The 19,788-nt window shown below is 62.2% G+C and carries 16 protein-coding genes and 1 pseudogene; 10 read left to right on the top strand and 7 right to left on the bottom strand.

Annotation, left to right across the window (positions count from 1 at the left end):
* The first annotated feature begins 27 nt into the window (after positions 1-27).
* Together K663_RS03160 and K663_RS03165 are read left to right on the top strand one after the other, a co-directional pair.
* Positions 28-1,896: an ABC-F family ATP-binding cassette domain-containing protein gene (locus K663_RS03160; RefSeq protein ID WP_062113961.1), complete on the top strand. Its 1,869-nt coding sequence runs from the start codon at positions 28-30 to the stop codon at positions 1,894-1,896.
* A 353-nt stretch (positions 1,897-2,249) separates the two neighbouring features.
* The gene (locus tag K663_RS03165; protein WP_235589498.1) at positions 2,250-3,536 is read left to right on the top strand and encodes a glycosyltransferase; all 1,287 of its coding nucleotides are present in this window, start codon (positions 2,250-2,252) and stop codon (positions 3,534-3,536) included.
* A gap of 12 nt (positions 3,537-3,548) precedes the next feature.
* Here the strand turns inward: K663_RS03165 and K663_RS24775 are convergent, their stop codons facing one another.
* Together K663_RS24775 and K663_RS25060 are read right to left on the bottom strand one after the other, a co-directional pair.
* Positions 3,549-3,887, bottom strand: coding sequence for a hypothetical protein (locus K663_RS24775; RefSeq protein ID WP_145902218.1), 339 nt, complete (start codon positions 3,885-3,887; stop codon positions 3,549-3,551).
* Between the two features lie 166 nt (positions 3,888-4,053).
* The gene (locus K663_RS25060; protein WP_256382205.1) at positions 4,054-4,176 is read right to left on the bottom strand and encodes a hypothetical protein; all 123 of its coding nucleotides are present in this window, start codon (positions 4,174-4,176) and stop codon (positions 4,054-4,056) included.
* Positions 4,177-4,382: 206 nt separating this feature from the next.
* Here K663_RS25060 and K663_RS24780 point away from each other — a divergent pair, with 206 nt between their 5' ends.
* Positions 4,383-5,543 (top strand): GGDEF domain-containing protein, encoded by a 1,161-nt coding sequence (locus tag K663_RS24780; RefSeq protein WP_235589499.1) that lies wholly within the window; start codon positions 4,383-4,385, stop codon positions 5,541-5,543.
* Between the two features lie 6 nt (positions 5,544-5,549).
* Here K663_RS24780 and K663_RS03175 read toward each other — a convergent pair whose 3' ends face one another.
* Complete coding sequence (locus K663_RS03175; protein ID WP_062113969.1) at positions 5,550-6,143, bottom strand: nitroreductase family protein; 594 nt, start codon at positions 6,141-6,143, stop codon at positions 5,550-5,552.
* A gap of 214 nt (positions 6,144-6,357) precedes the next feature.
* Between K663_RS03175 and maiA the strand changes: the two genes are divergently transcribed.
* The 3 genes from maiA to fahA all read left to right on the top strand — a co-directional run bounded on the left by maiA (position 6,358) and on the right by fahA (position 9,684).
* Positions 6,358-6,996 carry a maleylacetoacetate isomerase gene (gene maiA, locus K663_RS03180; RefSeq protein WP_201026668.1) on the top strand — a complete coding sequence of 213 codons (639 nt, stop codon included), beginning with the start codon at positions 6,358-6,360 and terminating at the stop codon, positions 6,994-6,996.
* A 106-nt stretch (positions 6,997-7,102) separates the two neighbouring features.
* A complete protein-coding gene (gene hmgA, locus K663_RS03185) occupies positions 7,103-8,392 on the top strand; it encodes a homogentisate 1,2-dioxygenase (RefSeq protein ID WP_062113972.1) in 1,290 nt (429 codons plus the stop codon).
* Complete coding sequence (fahA, locus tag K663_RS03190; RefSeq protein ID WP_062113975.1) at positions 8,389-9,684, top strand: fumarylacetoacetase; 1,296 nt, start codon at positions 8,389-8,391, stop codon at positions 9,682-9,684. Before hmgA ends, fahA begins: the two co-directional genes overlap by 4 nt.
* A 29-nt stretch (positions 9,685-9,713) precedes the next feature.
* Here the strand turns inward: fahA and K663_RS03195 are convergent, their stop codons facing one another.
* From K663_RS03195 to K663_RS03210, 4 genes are all read right to left on the bottom strand, one after another.
* Positions 9,714-10,463, bottom strand: a complete 750-nt coding sequence (locus K663_RS03195) for an energy transducer TonB (RefSeq protein ID WP_062113978.1) — start codon at positions 10,461-10,463, stop codon at positions 9,714-9,716.
* Between the two features lie 2 nt (positions 10,464-10,465).
* The gene (locus K663_RS03200) at positions 10,466-10,654 is read right to left on the bottom strand and encodes a hypothetical protein (protein WP_062113981.1); all 189 of its coding nucleotides are present in this window, start codon (positions 10,652-10,654) and stop codon (positions 10,466-10,468) included.
* On the bottom strand, positions 10,617-12,713 hold the full coding sequence (locus K663_RS03205; RefSeq protein WP_062113984.1) for a penicillin acylase family protein: 2,097 nt from the start codon (positions 12,711-12,713) through the stop codon (positions 10,617-10,619). Before K663_RS03205 ends, K663_RS03200 begins: the two co-directional genes overlap by 38 nt.
* Positions 12,714-12,788: 75 nt before the next feature.
* Positions 12,789-15,602, bottom strand: coding sequence for a TonB-dependent receptor (locus tag K663_RS03210; protein ID WP_235589500.1), 2,814 nt, complete (start codon positions 15,600-15,602; stop codon positions 12,789-12,791).
* Positions 15,603-15,805: 203 nt separating this feature from the next.
* On the opposite strand from K663_RS03210, the gene K663_RS03215 reads away from it, so the two are divergent.
* From K663_RS03215 to K663_RS03230, 4 genes and pseudogenes are all read left to right on the top strand, one after another.
* Positions 15,806-16,399, top strand: a complete 594-nt coding sequence (locus tag K663_RS03215; protein WP_062120227.1) for an RNA polymerase sigma factor — start codon at positions 15,806-15,808, stop codon at positions 16,397-16,399.
* Positions 16,359-17,339 carry a FecR family protein gene (locus tag K663_RS03220; protein ID WP_062113990.1) on the top strand — a complete coding sequence of 327 codons (981 nt, stop codon included), beginning with the start codon at positions 16,359-16,361 and terminating at the stop codon, positions 17,337-17,339. Before K663_RS03215 ends, K663_RS03220 begins: the two co-directional genes overlap by 41 nt.
* 111 nt (positions 17,340-17,450) lie before the next feature.
* A pseudogene (locus K663_RS03225) lies at positions 17,451-18,239 on the top strand (MFS transporter); the annotation flags it as partial.
* Between the two features lie 20 nt (positions 18,240-18,259).
* Positions 18,260-19,768 (top strand): CRTAC1 family protein, encoded by a 1,509-nt coding sequence (locus K663_RS03230; protein ID WP_062113994.1) that lies wholly within the window; start codon positions 18,260-18,262, stop codon positions 19,766-19,768.
* Positions 19,769-19,788: the final 20 nt, after the last annotated feature.

Genomic DNA, 19,788 nt, shown 5'->3' on the forward strand with positions numbered 1-19,788 from the left:
CGCGCAACACCTGCTACGGGGCCGCCCATGCTGAATCTCAAGGACATCACCGTGCGCCTCGGCGGCCGCACCATTATCGACCGCGCAGGCGTTGCCTTGCCGCCGCGCAGCCGCGTGGGGCTGATCGGCCGCAATGGGGCGGGCAAATCGACGCTGATGAAGGTCATGATCGGGCAACTCGACCCGGACGAGGGTAGCTGCGAAATGCCGCGCGACACGCGCCTTGGCTATATCGCGCAGGAAGCGCCCACGGGCACGGCGACCCCCTTTGAAACCGTGCTTGCCGCCGACAAGGAGCGCGCCGCGCTGATGGCGGAGAGCGAGGCGACGCATGATCCCGATCGCCTTGGCCATATCTATGAGCGGCTGAACGCGATCGACGCCTATACCGCGCCTGCGCGCGCCGCCCGCATCCTCGTTGGCCTCGGCTTCGATGAAGAGATGCAGGGACGTCCGCTCGACAGCTATTCGGGCGGGTGGAAGATGCGCGTGGCGCTCGCCTCGCTCCTTTTTTCCAATCCCGACCTGCTGCTGCTCGACGAACCCAGCAACCATCTCGACCTTGAAGCGACGCTGTGGCTGGAAAATTTCCTGAAAGCCTATCGTGGCACGGTGGTCGTCATCAGCCATGAGCGCGACCTGCTCAACAATGTCGTTGATTATATCCTGCATCTGGAAGGGGGGAAGGTCACCCTTTATCCCGGCGGCTACGACGCCTTTGAACGGCAGCGCGCCGAACGGCTGGCCCAGCAGGAGGCCGCGCGCACCAAGCAGCAGGCGGAACGCGAAAAGTTGCAGGAATATGTTGCTCGCAACTCGGCCCGCGCTTCCACCGCCAAGCAGGCGCAGTCGCGCGCCAAGGCGCTGGCGCGGATGCAGCCCATTGCCGCCGCGATCGAGGATCCGACGCTGCATTTCGGTTTCCCCAGCCCGCCCGAACTGCGCCCGCCGCTCATCACCATGGACATGGCGGCGGTCGGTTATAATGACACACCGGTGTTGAAGCGCGTCAACCTGCGCATCGACCCTGACGACCGGCTCGCGCTCTTGGGCCGCAACGGCAACGGCAAGACGACGCTCGCCCGCCTGATCGCGGCGCAATTGAAGCCGATGGAAGGCGCGATGAACGCGTCGGCGAAGATGAATGTCGGCTACTTCACCCAATATCAGGTGGAGGAACTGGACGTCACTGACACGCCGCTCGAACATATGACGCGCGTCATGAAGGGGGCGACGCCCGGCGCGGTACGCGCGCAGCTGGGGCGTTTCGGCTTTTCCGGCGAGCGGGCCACGCAGAAAGTCGGCTCCATGTCGGGCGGCGAAAGGGCGCGGCTGGCGCTGGCGCTTATCACCCGCGACGCGCCGCATCTCCTCATCCTTGACGAACCTACCAACCACCTCGACGTGGACAGCCGCGAGGCGCTGGTGCAGGCGCTCAATGAGTATTCCGGTGCAGTGGTGATCGTCTCCCACGACCGGCACATGATCGAGCTGGTCGCCGATCGCCTCGTGCTCGTCGATGGCGGCACGGCTCAGCCCTTCGACGGCAGCCTGGAGGATTATACCGACATCATCCTGCGCAAGGCCGACGGTAACGGCAGCAGCAGCGATACGCCCAAGGTCGATCGCAAGGCGGAAAAGCGCAACGCCGCCGAATGGCGCGAAAAACAGAAGGCAGCGAAAAACGCCGTCAGCAAGGCGGAAAAGGAAATGGCTGCGCTGACGGCCGAGCGCAGCCGCATCGATCAGGCGCTGTTCGATCCCAAGGCCGCGACCGGGGCCGAGGCCAGGATGACCACGAGCGAACTGATGGTGAAGCGCGCCTCGCTCGAACAGAAGCTGGAAGCCGCCGAGGAAATCTGGATGCAGGCGAGCGCGGCGCTGGAGGAGCTATAATTTCTGGCCTGTCAGGGGCGTGACGCAGAGAGGAGCGCACCTGTCGCCGGATTATATTTCGAGGAACTGACGCCGGGGCTGGAATAGACTTATCCCTGGTCGCGCACGGTGACCGAACCGGACAATATCCTCTTTTCCAGCCTGACATGAATGTGCAGCCGCTGCACCTCGACGCGCATTGTCGCGCGCAATCAGGACGGCAAAATCGTCGCCCAATGCCGCCGTCAGGCGATGATGCGGTAACGCCCGATGGAGGCGGGGAGGGCACGGCATGAAATTGACGGATTGAGACGGGCAGACAGAGCGCCGCCTCATCAATTTTATCCAGCGGTATATGCTGAATGGCAGCTTTTATGAAAGTGCCCGCCCATCCTATTCTCGCATCGATAATGGCGTTGACCGGGGGTGGGTGCGGCATGGACGAAGCAGGCGTAAAAGACAAACAGGAGATGCAAGCCCAAAGGATCGCCATCCTGACCGTCGCGACCAATATTCATGCGATCCGGTGGATCAACGCGCTGGCCGAACGAGGGTTGGACCTGATCGTGATTACACAGCAGCCGCCGTTGCCGGGCGACTATCATCCGTCCGTGCGCTTTGTCCTGCTGCCGTTTCGCGGCCGTTTGGCCTATCTCCTGAATGCCCTTGTGCTGCCCCGCATTTTCGCCAGGACTGGCGCCCCGCTGCTGCATGTCCATTATGCCGGGGGCTATGGCGCCACTGTCTGGCTCTCAGGCATCCGCAACAGCCTGATCTCCGTCTGGGGCGGGGACGTTTATGATGTGCCGGGACGCAGCGCGCTTCATCGGCGGGCGGTATGCGGGGCGTTGGAAAAGGCGGCGCTGATTACATCGACCAGCCATGTCATGAAGGCGCAGGTGGAACGGCTGGGCGTTTCCACCCCGATCGATGTCGTGCCGTTCGGCGTCGATACCGATCGTTTCCGGCCCGGTCTCCACCCAAAGACGCAAGGCCGCCTCGTCATCGGCACGGTCAAGACGCTGGCCCGCAAATATGGCATCGACACGCTTATTCGGGGCTTTGACCTTGCTCTTCGCGATTCCCATTTCCGCGCCCTCGACCCGGAATTGCACCTGGTCGGAGGCGGCCCGGCCCAGCAGGAATATGAGCAGCTCGCCGTATCACTGGACCTGGGCGACCGTATCCGCTTTCATGGGCAGGTCCGGCATGATCAGGTGCCGGCGATCCTGTCCGGCTTCGACATCTATGCCGCCATCAGCCGCGACGACAGCGAGAGCTTTGGCGTAGCCATCATCGAAGCGAGCGCCTGCGGCTTGCCCGTGCTGGTGTCCGACGCTGGCGGCTTGCCGGAAGTGGTGGAGGACGAGGTCACCGGCATGATCATTCCTCGCGATGATCCGGCCGCCGTGTCCCGCGCCTTGCTGCGGTTGGCGGCAGACCCTGCCCTGCGTAAAAAAATGGGCGCTGCGGGACGACAGCGGGTGATGCGCCTCTATGAATGGTCCGCCTGCGTTGACGCGATGATCGCCATCTACACGCAGATCATAGGGAGTGGCGTCATGACGGGCAGGCAAAATGGGTTCGCCCGGCTCGTGCAGAGGGCGACCAAACCGCGCGGGCCATTGTGCGTTCCGACCCGCTTCGCAAAGGGCTTGTGAGATATATTCGCGTTACGCCCTAGTTCCAGATGAGCAGGATGATCGCCAGAAAAGCAAGGCCGAGGAACAGGTGAGCGGAATAAGCCCGTGTATGGAGGCCCGACGCACCGGATCGGCGAAGCGCAACACGATCATCGCCGGGGCCAGCATGAGCCACAATTCGGCCGTCACCACGACCAATGCCTGGGCAAGGCCGGTTGCAGCCCTATGGCTCTGCGTCATCAGCGCATAGGTATGTTGGGGCAGGGGCGACAGGCGACCCGTGGGAAGAACAGGTAATTGTGGCCTGAATGGCTTTAGTCCCTCGCGATGGTGCAGATGTGCTTCCGCGATCAGGCAGAACAGCAGCAATGTGCCTCCGCCAAAGCCGACAGGGCCATCGCTTCAACCACATTCTTTACAAATGCGTCGTCCAGCGCTCTCCCCCGAGCCATGCCTTTTCATCCGGCTGGATTTCGGGAGAGAATGGGCTTCCTTGGCGTGACTGCCAAGGTTGTTCGGCAGCCGGGCCGCTCGCTCAGCCGGCATCGACGCGCAGCCGTGTCAGGCGGATTTCCTTGATGCGCCACCCATCCGCCAGATGCACGTAAGCGTTCAGGATCGGCTCACGGTCCTCTTCGCCTGGTCCTTGGTAGTCCATCCGCTATTTTGCGGCCATCTTCCTGAAAAGATAAAACTTCTCAAATTCGGAGTGGACCCTTAGGTGAAGTGGCATGTTTCTGGTCTCGGGCATTATATGACGATGCGCTGATTTGTTCGGAACAGGATTTTACGCGGGTTTCCATGAAGCGCAGCTGGTTGATCAAGATGACGCGGGCGCCGGTGGGTGCGCTGTCCAGGGTTATAATGTCTCTTCCCATGCCCGACGCGGTCTATTGCGAGCTGGTCACGGCATTGTTTCACATGCGGTTGCCGATAGCCGGCATGGGCATCCTGTTCGGCCTGGCTGGCATGACAGTTTACATGGAAAATGGCGTTGTCGTCATTGGCCTTGTTACGGCGGCTGCGGTCGTGGTCACCATCGCGCGGTTGATCCTGCTGACCGCCTACCGCCGGGAAGCGCATCGAACCGTCCTGACCGTTGAGCGGGTGCGGCAATGGGAACGGCGCTACGCCATGGGCAGCTATGCCTTTGCGGCGCTGCTGGGCGCGTTCAGCGCAACGGTGCTCGCCATGCATTCGCCGCTCGATCATCTTGTAGCGGTCAGCCTGATCTTCACCTTCGGCGCGGGGATCGTTTCGCGCATCGGGGGCAGGCCGCGTATCTGCGTGATCAGCCTGCTGCTGGCGACGGTGCCGACCATCACTGCCCTGGCGCTGCACGCCCGAAACCGCGACGCGGGGCCGATGCATACGGAATATTTCGTCATAGAGGCGCTGCTGGTCGCTGTCGTGACGCTGCTCAGCCTTGAATCCGTGCGCCATCTCTATCGTTCGGATGTGGAGCGCCTGATCGCGAAGCATGACCTCGCCGATCTCGTGCGGCAGGATGCGCTGACCGGACTTCCCAACCGACTGCTTCTCAGGGAGCGTTTTCAGAACAGCCTGAGCGTCACTGCGTCGAAGGACAGCCAACTGGCGGTCCATTTCCTCGATCTGGACGGGTTCAAGATCATCAATGATCGTCATGGCCATCCCATGGGCGATGCGGTCCTGCGTGAGGTGTCCGTCCGGTTGCGGTCGATCGTGCGGTCGGTGGATACGGTCGCCCGGATCGGGGGCGATGAATTCATCGTCGTGCAGGAAGGCGTCCAGCACGAAGGCGAGGCCGAGATGCTGGCCCGCCGCATCATCAAGCAGTTGAGCGCTCCCTATCGGTTGATGGACGAGACTATCAGCATATCCGTCAGCATCGGCATAGCGATGGCGCCGCGACATGGCGTGGACCTGGAGCATCTGACCGCCTGCGCCGACGCTGCGCTCTATCGATCCAAGCGAGGCGGCAAGGCCCAACTCTATTTCTGCACACAGGAAGATGTCGCCAATGCGGGGCGCGCTGTCGCCTGATCCCGCCTAGCCTTCCTTGAACGCGCCTTCAAAGGCGAATTGATCGACTGGTTTGCGGCCGCTGGGTTCTTCCCGTGCCTGTAGCGCTTCGGGCAGCATCGACTTTTCTCCACGGCGACCGATTGCGATCGCGGCCTCGATGCGAAAGCGCTCGGGCAGTCGCAGCACTGTTCGCGCGGCGTCCATGTCGATGCCGGCCATTCCGTGGCTGTGATAGCCCATACGTGTGGCTTGAAGCGCAAGCTGCGCCCATGCGGCGCCGGCATCGAAGGAATGGCTGTGCGACGGCTTTGCCTCGCCCGGCTTCATTTCCATCAAACTGTCGGAAATAACGTAGATCAGGACCGAAGCGTTGCGCGCCCAGGCTTGATTGAACGGCAGCAGGGCGCTCAGGAACGGATCGAAGGTCTCCGACCCTCGATGGGCATAGAGAAAGCGCCACGGCTGATAGTTGAAGGCCGATGGCGCCCATCGCGCCGCTTCGAACAGGGTTTCCAGGTCCTGCTGGGGCATTGGCGAGCCGTCAAAGGCGCGCGGCGACCATCGCTCGATGAAGAGGGGTTCAATGGCCCGATCCGCAATACGGGGATTGCTGGTCATGATAATCTCATCTGCATCGGGCTTTTATGGAGAAGGCTTGGTTCAAGATCAACATGATGCCGGTCTCTTGCTCCCCGGCGAAATGCGACGCTGGAGTTGGTTGCCTCAGGTGATATCGTGGGGCAGCGATCACGTTGGGCAAGTGCCAGCCATTTCGCGACATGGAGAGGAGGGCTATGATGACATCCCCTATCCACGGCGGGTTGAGAGACACATGCTGAAGCTGCACGGCTACTGGCGCTCGGGAACCAGCTACCGCGTCCGCATTGCGCTCAATCTCAAAGGGATCGCCTATGAACAGGTGGCGCTTGATCTGCGGAAAGGGAAGCAGCGGTCGCCCGAATATCTGCGGCTTCAACCGCAGGGGCTGGTTCCCGCGCTGGAGACAGACGGGGGAGAAGTGCTGATCCAGTCGCCCGCCATTCTGGAGTGGTTGGAGGAGAGCTATCCTGTCCCCCCGCTGCTGCCCGCCAATGCCAAGGAGCGCGCCACCGTGCGCGCCATGGCGGCAATCATCGGTTGCGATGTCCACCCACTGAACAATCTGCGTGTTCTGACCATGTTGCGGCAGGAAATGGGGATGGATGCCAGCGCGGTCAGCGGCTGGGCCGCGCGCTGGATCGGTGCTGGCTTCATCGCACTGGAAACCATGGTGGCGCAGCATGGCGGGCGGCTCGCCTATGGCGACGCGCCTAGCCTCGTGGACGTCTATCTGGTTCCACAAATCTATTCGGCGGAGCGGTTCGGCGTCGATCTTTCGCCTTTTCCGCGTCTGACCGCTGCCGCCGCCGCGGCTCGCGCCTTGCCAGCCTTTGTTGCCGCCGATCCGGCGAACCAGCCCGGCGCGGACTGAACGGCGGAAAAGACACCCGCGCTGGATGGGGGATGATGTCTCGTTCAAGGAAGAATGCTATTCCGGTTGTGGAAGCCATCGCCCGGGCACGGCGGGAGAGAAAGTCATGAGCGGCTATCAACCCGGATTTCTCAGTCATTTCGCCACGGAGGCGATTGAAGGCGCGCTGCCGGTCGGACGAAATAGCCCGCAGCGCCCGGCGTTTGGACTTTACGCGGAGCAGTTCAGCACCACCGCCTTCACCATGCCGCGCGCCCAGAACCGGCGCAGTTGGCTGTACCGGATGCGGCCGACGGCGGCCCATCGCCCGTTCGAGCTGGTTGATCTTGCGCCCAATCTATGCAGTGCGCCCTTTTCCGATGACCCGGTCAGTCCCAATCGCCTGCGCTGGGATGCGCAGCCATTTCCGGCGGCCAGCGTCGATTGGGTCGAGGGACTCTTTACCTATGGCGGCAATGGCGATGTCGGCCTCAACGCCGGGATCGGCATTCATGTCTACACGGCCAACCGCTCGATGGAGCGCCGTGTGTTCCAGTCGAGCGATGGCGAACTGCTGATCGTGCCGCAGCTCGGCACGCTGCACATCATAACGGAGCTGGGCCGGCTGGACGTACCGTTGGGCCATATTGCGCTGATCCCACGGGGTTTGCGTTTTGCTGTCGCGCTTGATGGGGAAGCGCGCGGCTATGTCTGCGAAAATTACGGCGCGCCCTTCCAGTTGCCAGAGCTGGGGCCGATAGGGTCCAACGGCCTCGCCAGTCCCCGCGACTTCGAAACGCCGCTGGCCTGGTTCGAGGATGTCGAGGGCGAGCATGAGGTCATCCAGAAATTCCAGGGCCGCCTGTGGCGCACGATGCTCGATCATTCGCCCTTCGACGTTGTCGCCTGGCACGGCAACAGCGCGCCTTGCCGATATGATCTGGCGCGCTTCAATACGATGGGCACGGTCAGTTTCGACCATCCCGATCCTTCCATCTTCACGGTGCTGACCAGTCCCAGCGAAATCCACGGCACAGCAAATTGCGACTTCGTGATCTTCCCCCCGCGCTGGATGGTGGCGGAGGATAGCTTCCGCCCGCCCTGGTTCCATCGCAATGTGATGAGCGAATATATGGGCCTGATCCACGGCGTCTATGATGCGAAGGAGGGCGGCGGGTTCGAAGGGGGTGGGGCCAGCCTGCACAATCAGATGAACGGTCATGGGCCGGATGTGGAAACGACGCGCAAGGCGATGACGGAGCAGCTCGCGCCCCACAGGATCGACAACACGCTGGCCTTCATGTTCGAAAGCCGTTGGGTCATCCGCCCGACCGCCGCCGCCATGGCTCTTCCCACGCTTCAGCCCGACTATGACCAATGTTGGGATGGCTTCCCCAAGGCTCAGCTGCCCCGATGACCCGGATTGACGAAACCCACGACCCGCGCGCCTCCTCCTGGGTGGAGGGGGCCGACACCCATCCCCAATTCCCGGTGCAGAATCTGCCGCTCGGCATCTTCTCTCCGGGGGAGGGCAGCCGCCCGCGCGGCGGCATGGCGATCGGCGATCAGATACTGGACCTTGGGATGGTCGCCTCCCTACTGGACGGCCTTGCCGCTGAAGCTGCGCGGATCGCTGATGCGCCTTCGCTCAATGCTTTGTTTGCGGACGGCAACGCACATGCGGATGCTTTGCGCGGGGGCGTGTTCGCCCTGCTGACCGATGCAGACAGGGCCGATGCCGTACGCCCGGCACTAAGCGCCGCCGCCGCCGCCACCTTGCATCTGCCGTTCGTCGTTGGAGACTACACCGATTTCTACAGCGGCATCCACCATGCGGAAAATGTGGGTCGGCTGTTCCGGCCCGATAATCCCCTGCTGCCCAACTATAAATATGTGCCGATCGGCTATCATGGCCGGGCGTCCTCGATCCGTCCCAGCGGCGGCACGTTCGCCCGTCCGCACGGCCAGCGCAAGGCCCCCGATGCCGACGCACCGGTCTTCGGCCCGACCCGGCGGCTCGACTATGAGCTGGAAATGGCGATCTGGATCGGCAAGGGCAACAGCCTTGGCCAGCCTGTTCCGATCGGGCAAGCGGACGCGCATATTGCGGGCCTCTCGATCCTCAACGACTGGTCGGCGCGTGATCTTCAAGCGTGGGAATCTCAGCCGCTTGGGCCTTTCCTGGCAAAGAGCTTCTATTCAACGGTATCGCCCTGGCTCGTGACGTCCGCCGCGCTCCAGCCGTTCAGGATAGCGCAGCCCGCCCGGCCCGAAGGCGATCCCGCACCGCTGCCCTATCTGTTCGATGCGCAGGATCAGGCACAGGGCGCTTATGCCGTGACCATGGAGGTCCACCTGCTGACCGCTGCCATGCGCGGAGCGGGTGAAGCGCCATTCCGCCTCAGCCGGGGGCCGATGACGGCGATGTATTGGACCGCCGCGCAGCTCGTCGCGCATCATAGCGTCAATGGGTGCAACCTCAATCCAGGCGACCTGCTCGGCACCGGCACGCTGTCTGGAGCGGAGCGCGAAAGCCTGGGCAGCCTGCTGGAACTGACGAAGGGCGGCAAGACTGGCATTGCCCTGCCTAATGGCGAACGGCGCACCTTTCTGCTCGACGGCGATGAGATCATCATAACCGCCATGGCGCAGGCAAAGGGCTATCGCAGCATCGGATTTGGCGAATGCCGCGCGCGCATTGCGGGGTAGAGGGTTGACGGGGTCAGTGCGGCCGCCCGTCACGCCGGAAGGACGAACTCAATCGGCGCTGTGAACTCAATGCGGTCGCCAGCCAGACCGGAAGGGGCTTTGGGAAAGGGCGACGCGCGCCGCATCATGGCTGCGGCCTCTTCGTCCAACGAACTATGGCCTGAACTCCGCACAACCATCCCCTCGATCAGCGTGCCCGCGCGATCGATGACGAAGCGCACCTGCACCCGTCCTTCCTCCCGCCGCATGCGGGCGCGGCGGGGGTAAATCTTGTGGGCGTAGAGCCATGAACGGATCTTGGCCGCATAGCTGTAGCTCTTGCCCGATGGTGCGCTGACATCCAGCCTATCCGCCGCGCCCTTGCGCGCCGCGGGCGGGGGTGCGGACGGCGTTTGTGCAGCGGCGGGTTCATCCGGCCCCGGCGCAAGGTCCGCCACGCTCACTGGCATCGCCGCCGCCAGACTGGTCGGCATGACGATCTGTGGTGTCGGGAGAGGAATGGCTTCAACGGCAGGCGGCTGGTTCAGCCTGATCCTCTTGGGCGTGGGCGAGGTGCGCGCGGCCGCCTGGGGGCTGGTCGTTGCGGTATCCGCTTTCTCCTCGCCGGTCGTCACACCTCGCGTCACAGCCAGCGACAGTACTGTTAGCGCGGGCGACTCCACCCTGCGATGGCCGCGCCCCGCGCCCAGGTTCAGGAGGGCCGCCACCAGCAGCGCATTGACCAGCAGCGAAGCCGCCGCAGGCCCGCTCATCCGCAATGACAACGGCCTCCCCGTCATGGTCAGAAACTGTTCGCCACGGTGAATTTGAAGCTCTGCCCCTCGGCCGCGAGCGCGGAAAGATGGCGGCGATAATATTTGCCGAACAGATTATCCGCCGCGATGCGGAACTCGAACCCCTTGGCCGGACCGAAAGCCGTTCGGGAAGGTTCGTCAGAAGGCGTGCTTCTCCTCCAGATGCTTTTCGACATCGGCGCGGGCGATCCAGAGTGTGCGGAACTTCTTCTCGCTCAGCAATTGCAACTGATCGCTATTGTGCTTCGATCCGGGCTGACTGCTATTGCCATAGCTCATCAGGCCCACCGCCTTCATCGGCGTGCCGAACTCGACCATCGACACCCATGTTTCGCCATGGACGGGCGTGCGCTCGCCATTTTTCATGGCACCCCATGTGATCGTGCGAAATACGCCCGTGTTGCCGAACCCGCCATTGGCCGGCACGCTGACATCGCCGATATGAAAACGCGACACATCGCCATAGGACCGGTCGATGGCGCCGTATAATTGCCTGGTCTTGCCCACCGCCTGCTTCAGCATGGCGACGGCTGCCGCCGGATCTTTCAGTCCGCGCGGGGTTTCCAGCGGATCGTCGAGCGTCCATTTGACGGCGTAATTCGACTGGTCGGTGAAATTCCTGGGTGAAAAGATTCCGGCCCAGGTCTCGAACAACAAAGCCGCCCGGCTATCGGGTTCGAAACGGTGATCCCACGCCTTGAGCAGTGCCACCGCAGCCTGAACGTCGGCATCGGCCGAACCTGCGGCAGCCGCCAGCAGCTCGGGCAGCATCCGCTCCGCCATCAACGATGTGGTCGTCACCTTGCGCGCCACGAAATCGTCAAAGCTGATCTTGTCCGTCCTGGTCATCAGCTTGACCGACAGCTGGGCGCGCTGGCTCATCGGCCCGACTGGCGCGACATAGGCGGGATAGCTTTTGGGATCGAGCGCCCGAGGCCAGGTGGCTAGCCATGGCGGATCATTGGCATTCTGTACGAAACCGGTCGCTGGATCGAGCAGCTTGGGCATCTCGTCATAGCTGTGGACGTCCTTCCACAGCGTTTTCGATGTGTCGCCAGCGACGGGGGCAGACCAATATTTGAGGTCGCCCGCATCATGCTTGGGGAGCAGGCCGTTGTCGAGATAGAGGATGTGGCCCGCGCGGTCCGCATAGATGATGTTGAACATCACCACCTGCATCCTGCGCAGCGCCTTTTCGAACGTCGCCCAGTCGCGCGCCTTGCCCATGTCGAGATATTGCTGGAGCACGCCCGGCCGATCGAGTCCGGCGACCTTGAGCGCGATCGTCGTCTTGCCGTCGGGCAGGGTGAATACCGGGCCATGGACTGTGCTCTTCTGCTCAAAGTTGACCGTCTTCGTCGTGCCGTCGCCTTGCTTTACCTTGTAACTCTTCACGACCGACTTGAACGGCCGGGTCTTGCCGTCGAAACGATAGCCGCTGCCTTCCAGCGTCAGCTTGTAGCTGGTGAAGCCCAGCAGCGTGTTGACCGTGTTGGTGAAGCCCAGATCATTGTTGAAGGCGAAGCGCAGTACCGGCAAGCCGACCTGCGTCGCGCCATAGATGGCCATGCCCGGCGCCGTGATCTGCGCCTCGTAATAAGTAAGCTGGCTGGGCGCCCAGGGCAGGTGCGGATTGGCGAGCAGCATCGCCTTGCCGCTGGCCGAGCGGGACGGTGCGACGGCCCAGGCGTTGGAACCGCCCGCTTCGTTGATCGACGGATCGGCCAGCACCTTTCGGTCGGACGCGATATAGCCGAAATTCATCAGTCGCTGCGCATGGGCGATGATGTCCACGCCCTTCAAAGGCAGCACAATCTTCACGTCGGGGTCGATCGCCTCGGGATGAGCCGCCGCATAGGCATTCACCCCGGCTGCGAATGCGTCGAGATTTTTCTGCATCTGGGGCGTCTGGCGCCTGAACCACAGGGCGGAGCGTTCCGGCACGTCATTGGCGACCAGCCATTTGTCCTGCTTTTCATATTTTTCGCCCCAATATTCAGCGGCGCGGGCGCGGCTTTCGCCATACATGCGCAGCAGCAGATTTCCATGGCTTTGCGCCTGGGCGTAACCAAAGCCGTAAAAGCCGCCTTCCTCCGTCTTGGCGTAGATATGCGGCACGCCAAAACTGTCCCACAAAATCTCGCCCCCGCCCCATTTGGCCGTAGGCGCTGCGACCGATGCGGTCATCGCGGTGGAAGCGGCCAGCGTCGCCAGCCAGATCGTCATGTGGCGCATCGCAATCAGTCTCCCGTCAATGCAGAAAAATGCGCCGCCCCTGAAATGCTGGGGCGGCGCGCAGTCGGTGATGGATCAGAAGTTCAGCCCGACCCGACCGTAATAGAAGCCGCCGGTAAAGCCGACAGGCGAGGTTCCCGGATAAGCGCCCTGGCCCAGCGTTGCGCTGATGTCGGTCACACGGTTCTTGTCGGGATAGACGTTGAACAGATTGTTCGCGCCGATCGCGAGATTGACCAGCGGCGTCACCTGCCAGCTCAGTTCCGCGTCGGTGATCCACTTGGCGCCATAGCTGCGGTCGTTGGGATAGGTCGTCACGCCGCCGACGGTGACGCCATTCTGATATGACTTGAAGCCACCAAAGCGTGTCAGGCGCGACGACAGGGTGAAGTCGCCCATGGTCGCCAGATTGCTGATCGACAGCTTCGTGCGCGGCAGATTGTTGGTCATGTTGCTGCGCCGCGCCCGATCGAAAAGCTCAAAGCTGATGGCGCTCAGTTCGGGCGGATTGTCGATGATGTTCGTGATCTTGGTCTTGTTGTAATTATAGCCCAGGTTCCACTGCATGTTCACCATGTCGAACAGGCTGTGTCTGTAGGACGCAACAATGTCGATACCGCGCGTGCGGGTGTCGATGGCGTTGGTGTAATATTGCGCCGTCAGCGTCTGCGCTTCAGCTGCGGGGACGCCGCTGGCGATCAGGATGTCGGATATGGCCGTGCCGGTCAGCGTGCTGGTGATGGTGATGCGATCATCGACGTTGATCTGATAGGCGTCGATGGTCAGGTTGAAGTTCGGCATCGGCGTCAGCACGACGCCGGCGGAAATGTTGAACGACTTTTCGGGTTGCAGCGGCTTTGCGCCCAGAGCGATCGCTGCCGGATCATCCACTGCCAGCGTCTTGATCTGGACAAGCACGTTGTTCACGCCGTTCACCGTGCGGAACTGGTTGGTCGTCTGCGTATAGATTTGTTGCGCCACCGCTGGCGCGCGGAAGCCGGTGTTCGCCGCCGCGCGGAAAGCGATCCAGTCGGTCGCCGCATAGCGGCCGTTGAGCTTCCAGATCAGCGTGTCGCCGCTGCCATCGTCATAGGTTTCAAAGCGCGCGGCGGCGCCGATGGTTAGGTCCTTGCTCGGGTCCCATGCCACGTCGGCATAGACGGCATAATTGTCACGCGACATATAGGCGGCATCGTCCGGCTGAAAGCCCGCCGAGCTTTGGGCGCCCGGCGTCATCCCTGGCACGATTGCGGGGCCTACCGCGTAGCTGGCCGGGTCGCCGGCGAAGGTCTGGTAGCGTTCATGGCGGTGCTGTGCGCCGGCCGAAACCTGCAGATTGCCTCCGCCCAGGTCAAAGCCCCGCGTCAGATCGAGCGATGTGACGAATTCCGACGACTTCAACGTGCCGATATAGAATTCGGTCGGGCTGAGCAGGCCCAGCGAAGGATTGAGCGTTCCTTCCGACGACTGGCGGGCGCGATTGCGGCCATAGCCGGTGGACAAGTCCCAGTCCCATCCCGCGATCTCGCCCTTCGCGCCGACTGTCAGCTCGAAATCCTCTTCGTCGATCATGATATGCGGGCGATAACCGTTCGGGAAGACGCCCATGACATTGTTGATGTCCTTGGGGTAGCGATAGGAATACCACAGGTCCGACCGGCGCTGGCTGTATGTGCCAAAGGCATAGAGCTGCACCCCGCCCAGATCATATCCTGCGTTCAGCGCGGTATTGATGCTTCGCGATGGCATGACGCCATAGCTGATGGTCACGATCCGGTCGGTGCCTACCGCCGCCGCGTCGCGCGGGTCGAGCTGGCCGCCTACCAGCGGGTAGAGACATGTCGTCGTCGCCGTCACCGAGCAGTCCGCCAGCGGCAGGGCGCGGTTCGACATTTCCTGCTTCTTGAGGTTCAGGGACAAGTTTGCAAAGCCGTTATCGCCAAGCTTCATGCCGAAATTCAGGTCGGCCTGATAAAGTTCGCCGTCCGACCGGTCGAAATTCTGACCGGCGGTGAAGTTGGCGGAGCCGCCCTTGGCGTCTTCCTTCAGGATGATATTGATGACCCCGGCGATGGCGTCCGACCCATATTGCGCAGCTGCGCCGTCACGCAGCACTTCGATATGATCCACGGCGGAGGTCGGGATCATGTCGAGATCGGCCGGGACAGATCCATTGTAGAGCGTGGACACGGCGTTGATGAGCGAGGTTTTGTGCCGACGTTTGCCGTTGACCAGGATCAGCGCCTGATCGGGGTTAAGGCCGCGCAGGCCGCCGGTCGCGATGACGGTGGACGTCGCGCCGCCAGCGCGTACGGGAAGGTTGAACGAAGGCACCAATGTGTTCAGCGCCTGGAACACGCCCGCCTTGCCGGTCCGGGTAAGGTCTGCGCCGGAAATCACGTCGATCGGCGTCGGGCTGTCGGTGACGGTGCGCGCCTGGCCACGCGATCCTGTCACGACGATGGCGGCACCAGTCGGCTCCTCATCGGCCAGGCTCGCCTGGGGCGCAACGGCTGCGCCGCTCGGTTGCATGGCGAAGGGCAAGCCGGTCACGCCCAGGCTGGCGACTTCGACCGCGCGCCCCTTGGGCGTTCGCGCACCCAGCGACAGCGCGATGACATTGCTGTTTGACAAGGTGATCTTCAGCCCCGACCCGGCGATCAGCCTTTGCAACGCCAGGTCAGGCGCCATCTTGCCATTGACCGACTGTGCGCGAAGACCGGCAACCTGATCATAGGGGAACAGAAGCTGGATGCCGGACTGCTTGGCAAACAGCGTCAACGCGGTCTGCATCGACTGGGCCGGGATCTTGAATGCCGTGCGCTCCGCCGCATTGGCAGGAGCCTGGGAAACCACGGCAAGAACCGCCGCCGCCGCGTATAAAGGCATGTTTCGAGAATTTCGCGTCATAATACCCCCCGTGAAATATTTGGACCGTTGATGGTGGATACGGAGGCCGATCGCGTTTCTGCTAACGACGCTTGAAAATATCTCATTTTCGTGACGCGAGGCGCCGGTTGGCGGATGACGGCCGCTTCGCATCGACAGGAAAATGCGTGGGAGGAGAGTGGCGACAGGAACGGGGGACGGGCGTGGACGCAAAATCGGTCAGGGAAAGGCTGGATTGGTTCAAGCAGGCGATTCTGCCGCATGAAGGAGCGCTGCGCTCACGTTTGCGCCGCATCGTATCGCGCAGCCATGACGTGGATGACATTGTCGCTGAATGCATGGCGCGCGCCTATGCCAATGGCGATATCCATCGCACGCACAGCGGCAAGGCTTTTCTCTTTCAGATCGCGCGCAATCTGCTGATCGACGAGGCCCGGCGGGAAAAGATCGTGTCGTTCGAACTGGTCACGGAACTGGACGTTCTGCATGCCGACAATTCGACGGAAGAAGCCCTGCACGCGCGCGACGAATTGCGCCATCTCCAGATCATTCTCGACACGCTGCCACCGCAATGCCGCCGTGCCTTCATCCTTCGGCGCGTCCACGGAAAATCGGTCAAGGACATAGCAGAGGAAATGGGGCTGGCCGTCTTTACAGTAGACAAGCATTTGACGCGCGCAGCCGTGAAGATAATGCAAGCTATCGGGCAGTTTGAGGGTTCGGGATTTGGTTGGTCGCTACAAAAGCGCGCAGGACATGCAGGCGATCGAAGCCGAAGCGGCTCGTCTGTACCTTAAGGCGCGGGAAAGCGACGCGGCTGAGGATTGGGACGCAGCCTATGCCTGGGTCGCTCAGGACGCAGCCCACGGCTTTGCCTTCGCAAAGGCCGAGGCCGGATGGGAACTGGCCGCGCGGCTGAATGAACTTCGGGCCGGGGCAAGCGATTGCCATGTGCCGGACCCGGCGCCCGAAGAGGAATGGAGGCCGGACGATCAACGGCATTGGATTGGTCGGCGGGGCCTGTTTGCCGGACTGGCCGCCGCGGCATCGATCGGAGTGGTGGCGACGGTGGCCTTGCGCCTGTTGGGCACGGTCGATCATTATCGCACGGCTATCGGCGAAACGCGTACCGTGCGCCTGGCGGACGGATCGCTGGTGCATCTCAACACCGACAGTTCGGTGGAGGTCGCCCTGCGCGACGATGTCCGGTCGATCAAGCTGTTGAAGGGTGAGGCGCGTTTCGATGTGGCCCATGATGGCAGGCGGCCCTTCATCGTGAATGCCGAAGGCACGCTGGTGCGCGCGGTTGGCACGATGTTCAACGTGCGGTTGCGGGCGGAAGTCACGGAATTGACGGTGATCGAGGGGATCGTGGCGGTTCGCAATGGCGGTTCCGCGGTGCGACGGATCGAGAGCGGGCGGAGCGCCGCGGTGCGCAGCGGCAGCATCGCCGTCACTTATCTTGAACCCGCCAAGATCAAGCGCCGGATAGCGTGGCAGCAGGGCATGGTGGAATTTGACGGAGACACGCTTGCCCAGGCTGTCGAGGAGTTCAATCGTTACCGCGCGACCCCGTTGGTGATCGGCGACCCGGCGATCGCCAGCCTTCGTGTGGGTGGCGCCTTCCGGCTCGACCGGTCGCAGGATTTCGTCGATGCGCTGGAAAGCGGCTTTGACGTCCGCGCCGTGCCGGGCGACGACAATTCGATAATATTGGTTTCCGCCGACGGCCAGTAGCAGAATGGATGCATGCCGTCCGTATCAACGGGGATGGAACATGTTTCGTCTCTCGCGCGGACTGGTATATCCCCGCAGGACCGCTTGCGATCGATCCTGGGCGGATCGATCGGCAACCTTTGCGTGCTGTTGTTGCTTCAACAGTTTCTGACCGAGCATCAACTGGAAAGCTGGGGCTGGCGCATACCCTTTGTCATCGGCGGCTTGATGGCGATAGGCGTCTATCGCCTGCGTCGCGGCCTCAAGGAAACCGACGCCTTTGAAGAGAGCGCTGCGGTAAAGGAGCAGCCCCGGTCAAGTGGATGGAACCTCATCGCCAAGCATCCGCGCGAAGTGCTGCTGGTGATGGCCCTGACTGCCGGAGGCACGCTCGCCTTCTACGCCTACAGCACCTACATGCAGAAATTCCTGGTCAACAGCGCGGGCTTCGGTCGCCAGACTGCTACGGCGATCATGGCATCGGCGCTGTTCATCTACATGCTGCTTCAACCCATGGCGGGGCTGTTGTCCGACCGGATCGGGCGCAAGCCGTTGCTGGTGGGCTTCGGCGTAACCGGCGTCCTCTTCACCACCGCGATCTTCACCGCGCTCGAAAATGTGACATCCTCCTTCGACGCCTTTCTGCTGGTGCTGGCCGGGTTGGTGATCGTCACCGGCTACACGTCGATCAACGCCATCGTGAAAGCTGAACTGTTCCCGGCCAATATCCGCGCGCTGGGCGTGGCGCTCCCCTATGCGCTTGCCAACACGCTGTTCGGCGGGACAGCCGAATATGCGGCGCTGTGGATGAAGCAGGCCGGGATGGAAGGCGGATTTTACTGGTATGTCACCGCGATGATCGCGGTGTCCTTGATCGTCTATCTGCGCATGCCCGACACGCGCAAGATCAGCCAAATCTGACAAGAAGGGGGAAGCAGGCCATGCCATCACTCAACCGGACGCTTTGTCATATCCTGCCACTGATGGCGCTATCCGCGCCTGCGGCTGCGCAGGATGCCGTGCAGCCTGTCGAACCGGCTTTCACTTCTATCCAGACGAGTGATTTCGCCATTGCGGGGTCATTGTCCAATAGTTGGGCGGATTTCGACAATGATGGCGATCTGGATCTCGCCGTTTCGCTCAAGGGCGGGGATATTCGCCTCTATCGCAACGACGGCGGCACGTTCGTCAATGTCGGGCCGATGCTGGGACTGCCGACGTCCGGCCCGGAAATGCGCGGTGTCGCCTGGGGCGATTATGATGGCGATGGATGGATCGACCTGCTGGGCGGGGCGACGATGCCCGGCGATCTCAGCCTGGTCTTTCGCAATGAAGGCGGAAAGAAGTTCGCCAATGTCGCGCCCGAACTGGGCCTGACGATCCCAAAGCGGTCAGCCCGCCAGACCAGTTGGGTCGATTATGACAATGACGGCGACCTGGATGTCTATGCCGCCAACCGCATCGGCCCGAACAGCCTGTACCGCAACGACGATGGCAGGTTCACGCAGGTTCTGGCGGAGGCGGGCGTGTCCGATCCGCGTGCCACGGTCGGCGCCTGCTGGTTCGATCATGACCGGGACGGGTTCCTCGATGTCTTTCTCGCCAACCAGTCCGGGGCGGCCGATGCTCTCTGGCGCAACAATGGTGATGGCACTTTCACCGATGTCGCGCCAAAGCTGGGGTTGGATAATCCGGGCCGTGCAAAGGACGAAGGCGGGGTGGGCTGCGCCGTCGGCGACTATGACAATGACGGGTTCCTCGACCTGTTCGTGCCAAATTACGGTGTTAACGCGCTGTATCACAATAATGGCGATGGCACCTTCACCAACGTCGCCAGCGAAATGGGCGTCGCGCTCGACAACCATGCCGTCGGCGCGGTGTGGGGCGATTATGACAATGACGGATTTCTGGATCTCTTCGTCACATCCTATCATGGTCCGCGCGACCAGCAGCAGCCCAATAACAGCCTGTTTCACAATGAAGGAGGCAAGGGATTCCGACAGATCCTGACGGAAAAGTCGAAGCTGAATGTCGGCGACCATGGCGTGCAGTGGGTCGATTATAACCGGGACGGCGCGCTCGACCTGTCCGTGATGCGCGGCTACACCAGCCAGGGTGGACATTTCCTGTTCCGCAATGATCTGGACCGGGCGGCTGCCAGGCGCAGCCTGTCCGTCACGCTGCTTGACGCAAAGGGCCGCTTCACGCGGATGGGGGCGGAGGTGCGATTGTACGACAAGGCCGGAAAAATCCTTGCCACGCGGCAATTGTCCACCGGCGATGGCTATAATTCCGAAAATGCCGCACCCCTGCATTTCGGACTCCGGTCCATGAAGCCGGTGACGGTGGAAGTCACGTGGATGGGCGCCAACGGCCGAAAGCTTCAGACTATTCGCAACGTCCAACCTGCCAAATTCCATGGCAAGTCACTCGTCATCAAGGAGCAATGAATTGTTCAGGCGAAATCTGA

Origin of the sequence: Sphingobium sp. MI1205, assembly GCF_001563285.1 — a bacterium.
Taxonomy (GTDB): Bacteria; Pseudomonadota; Alphaproteobacteria; order Sphingomonadales; family Sphingomonadaceae; genus Sphingobium.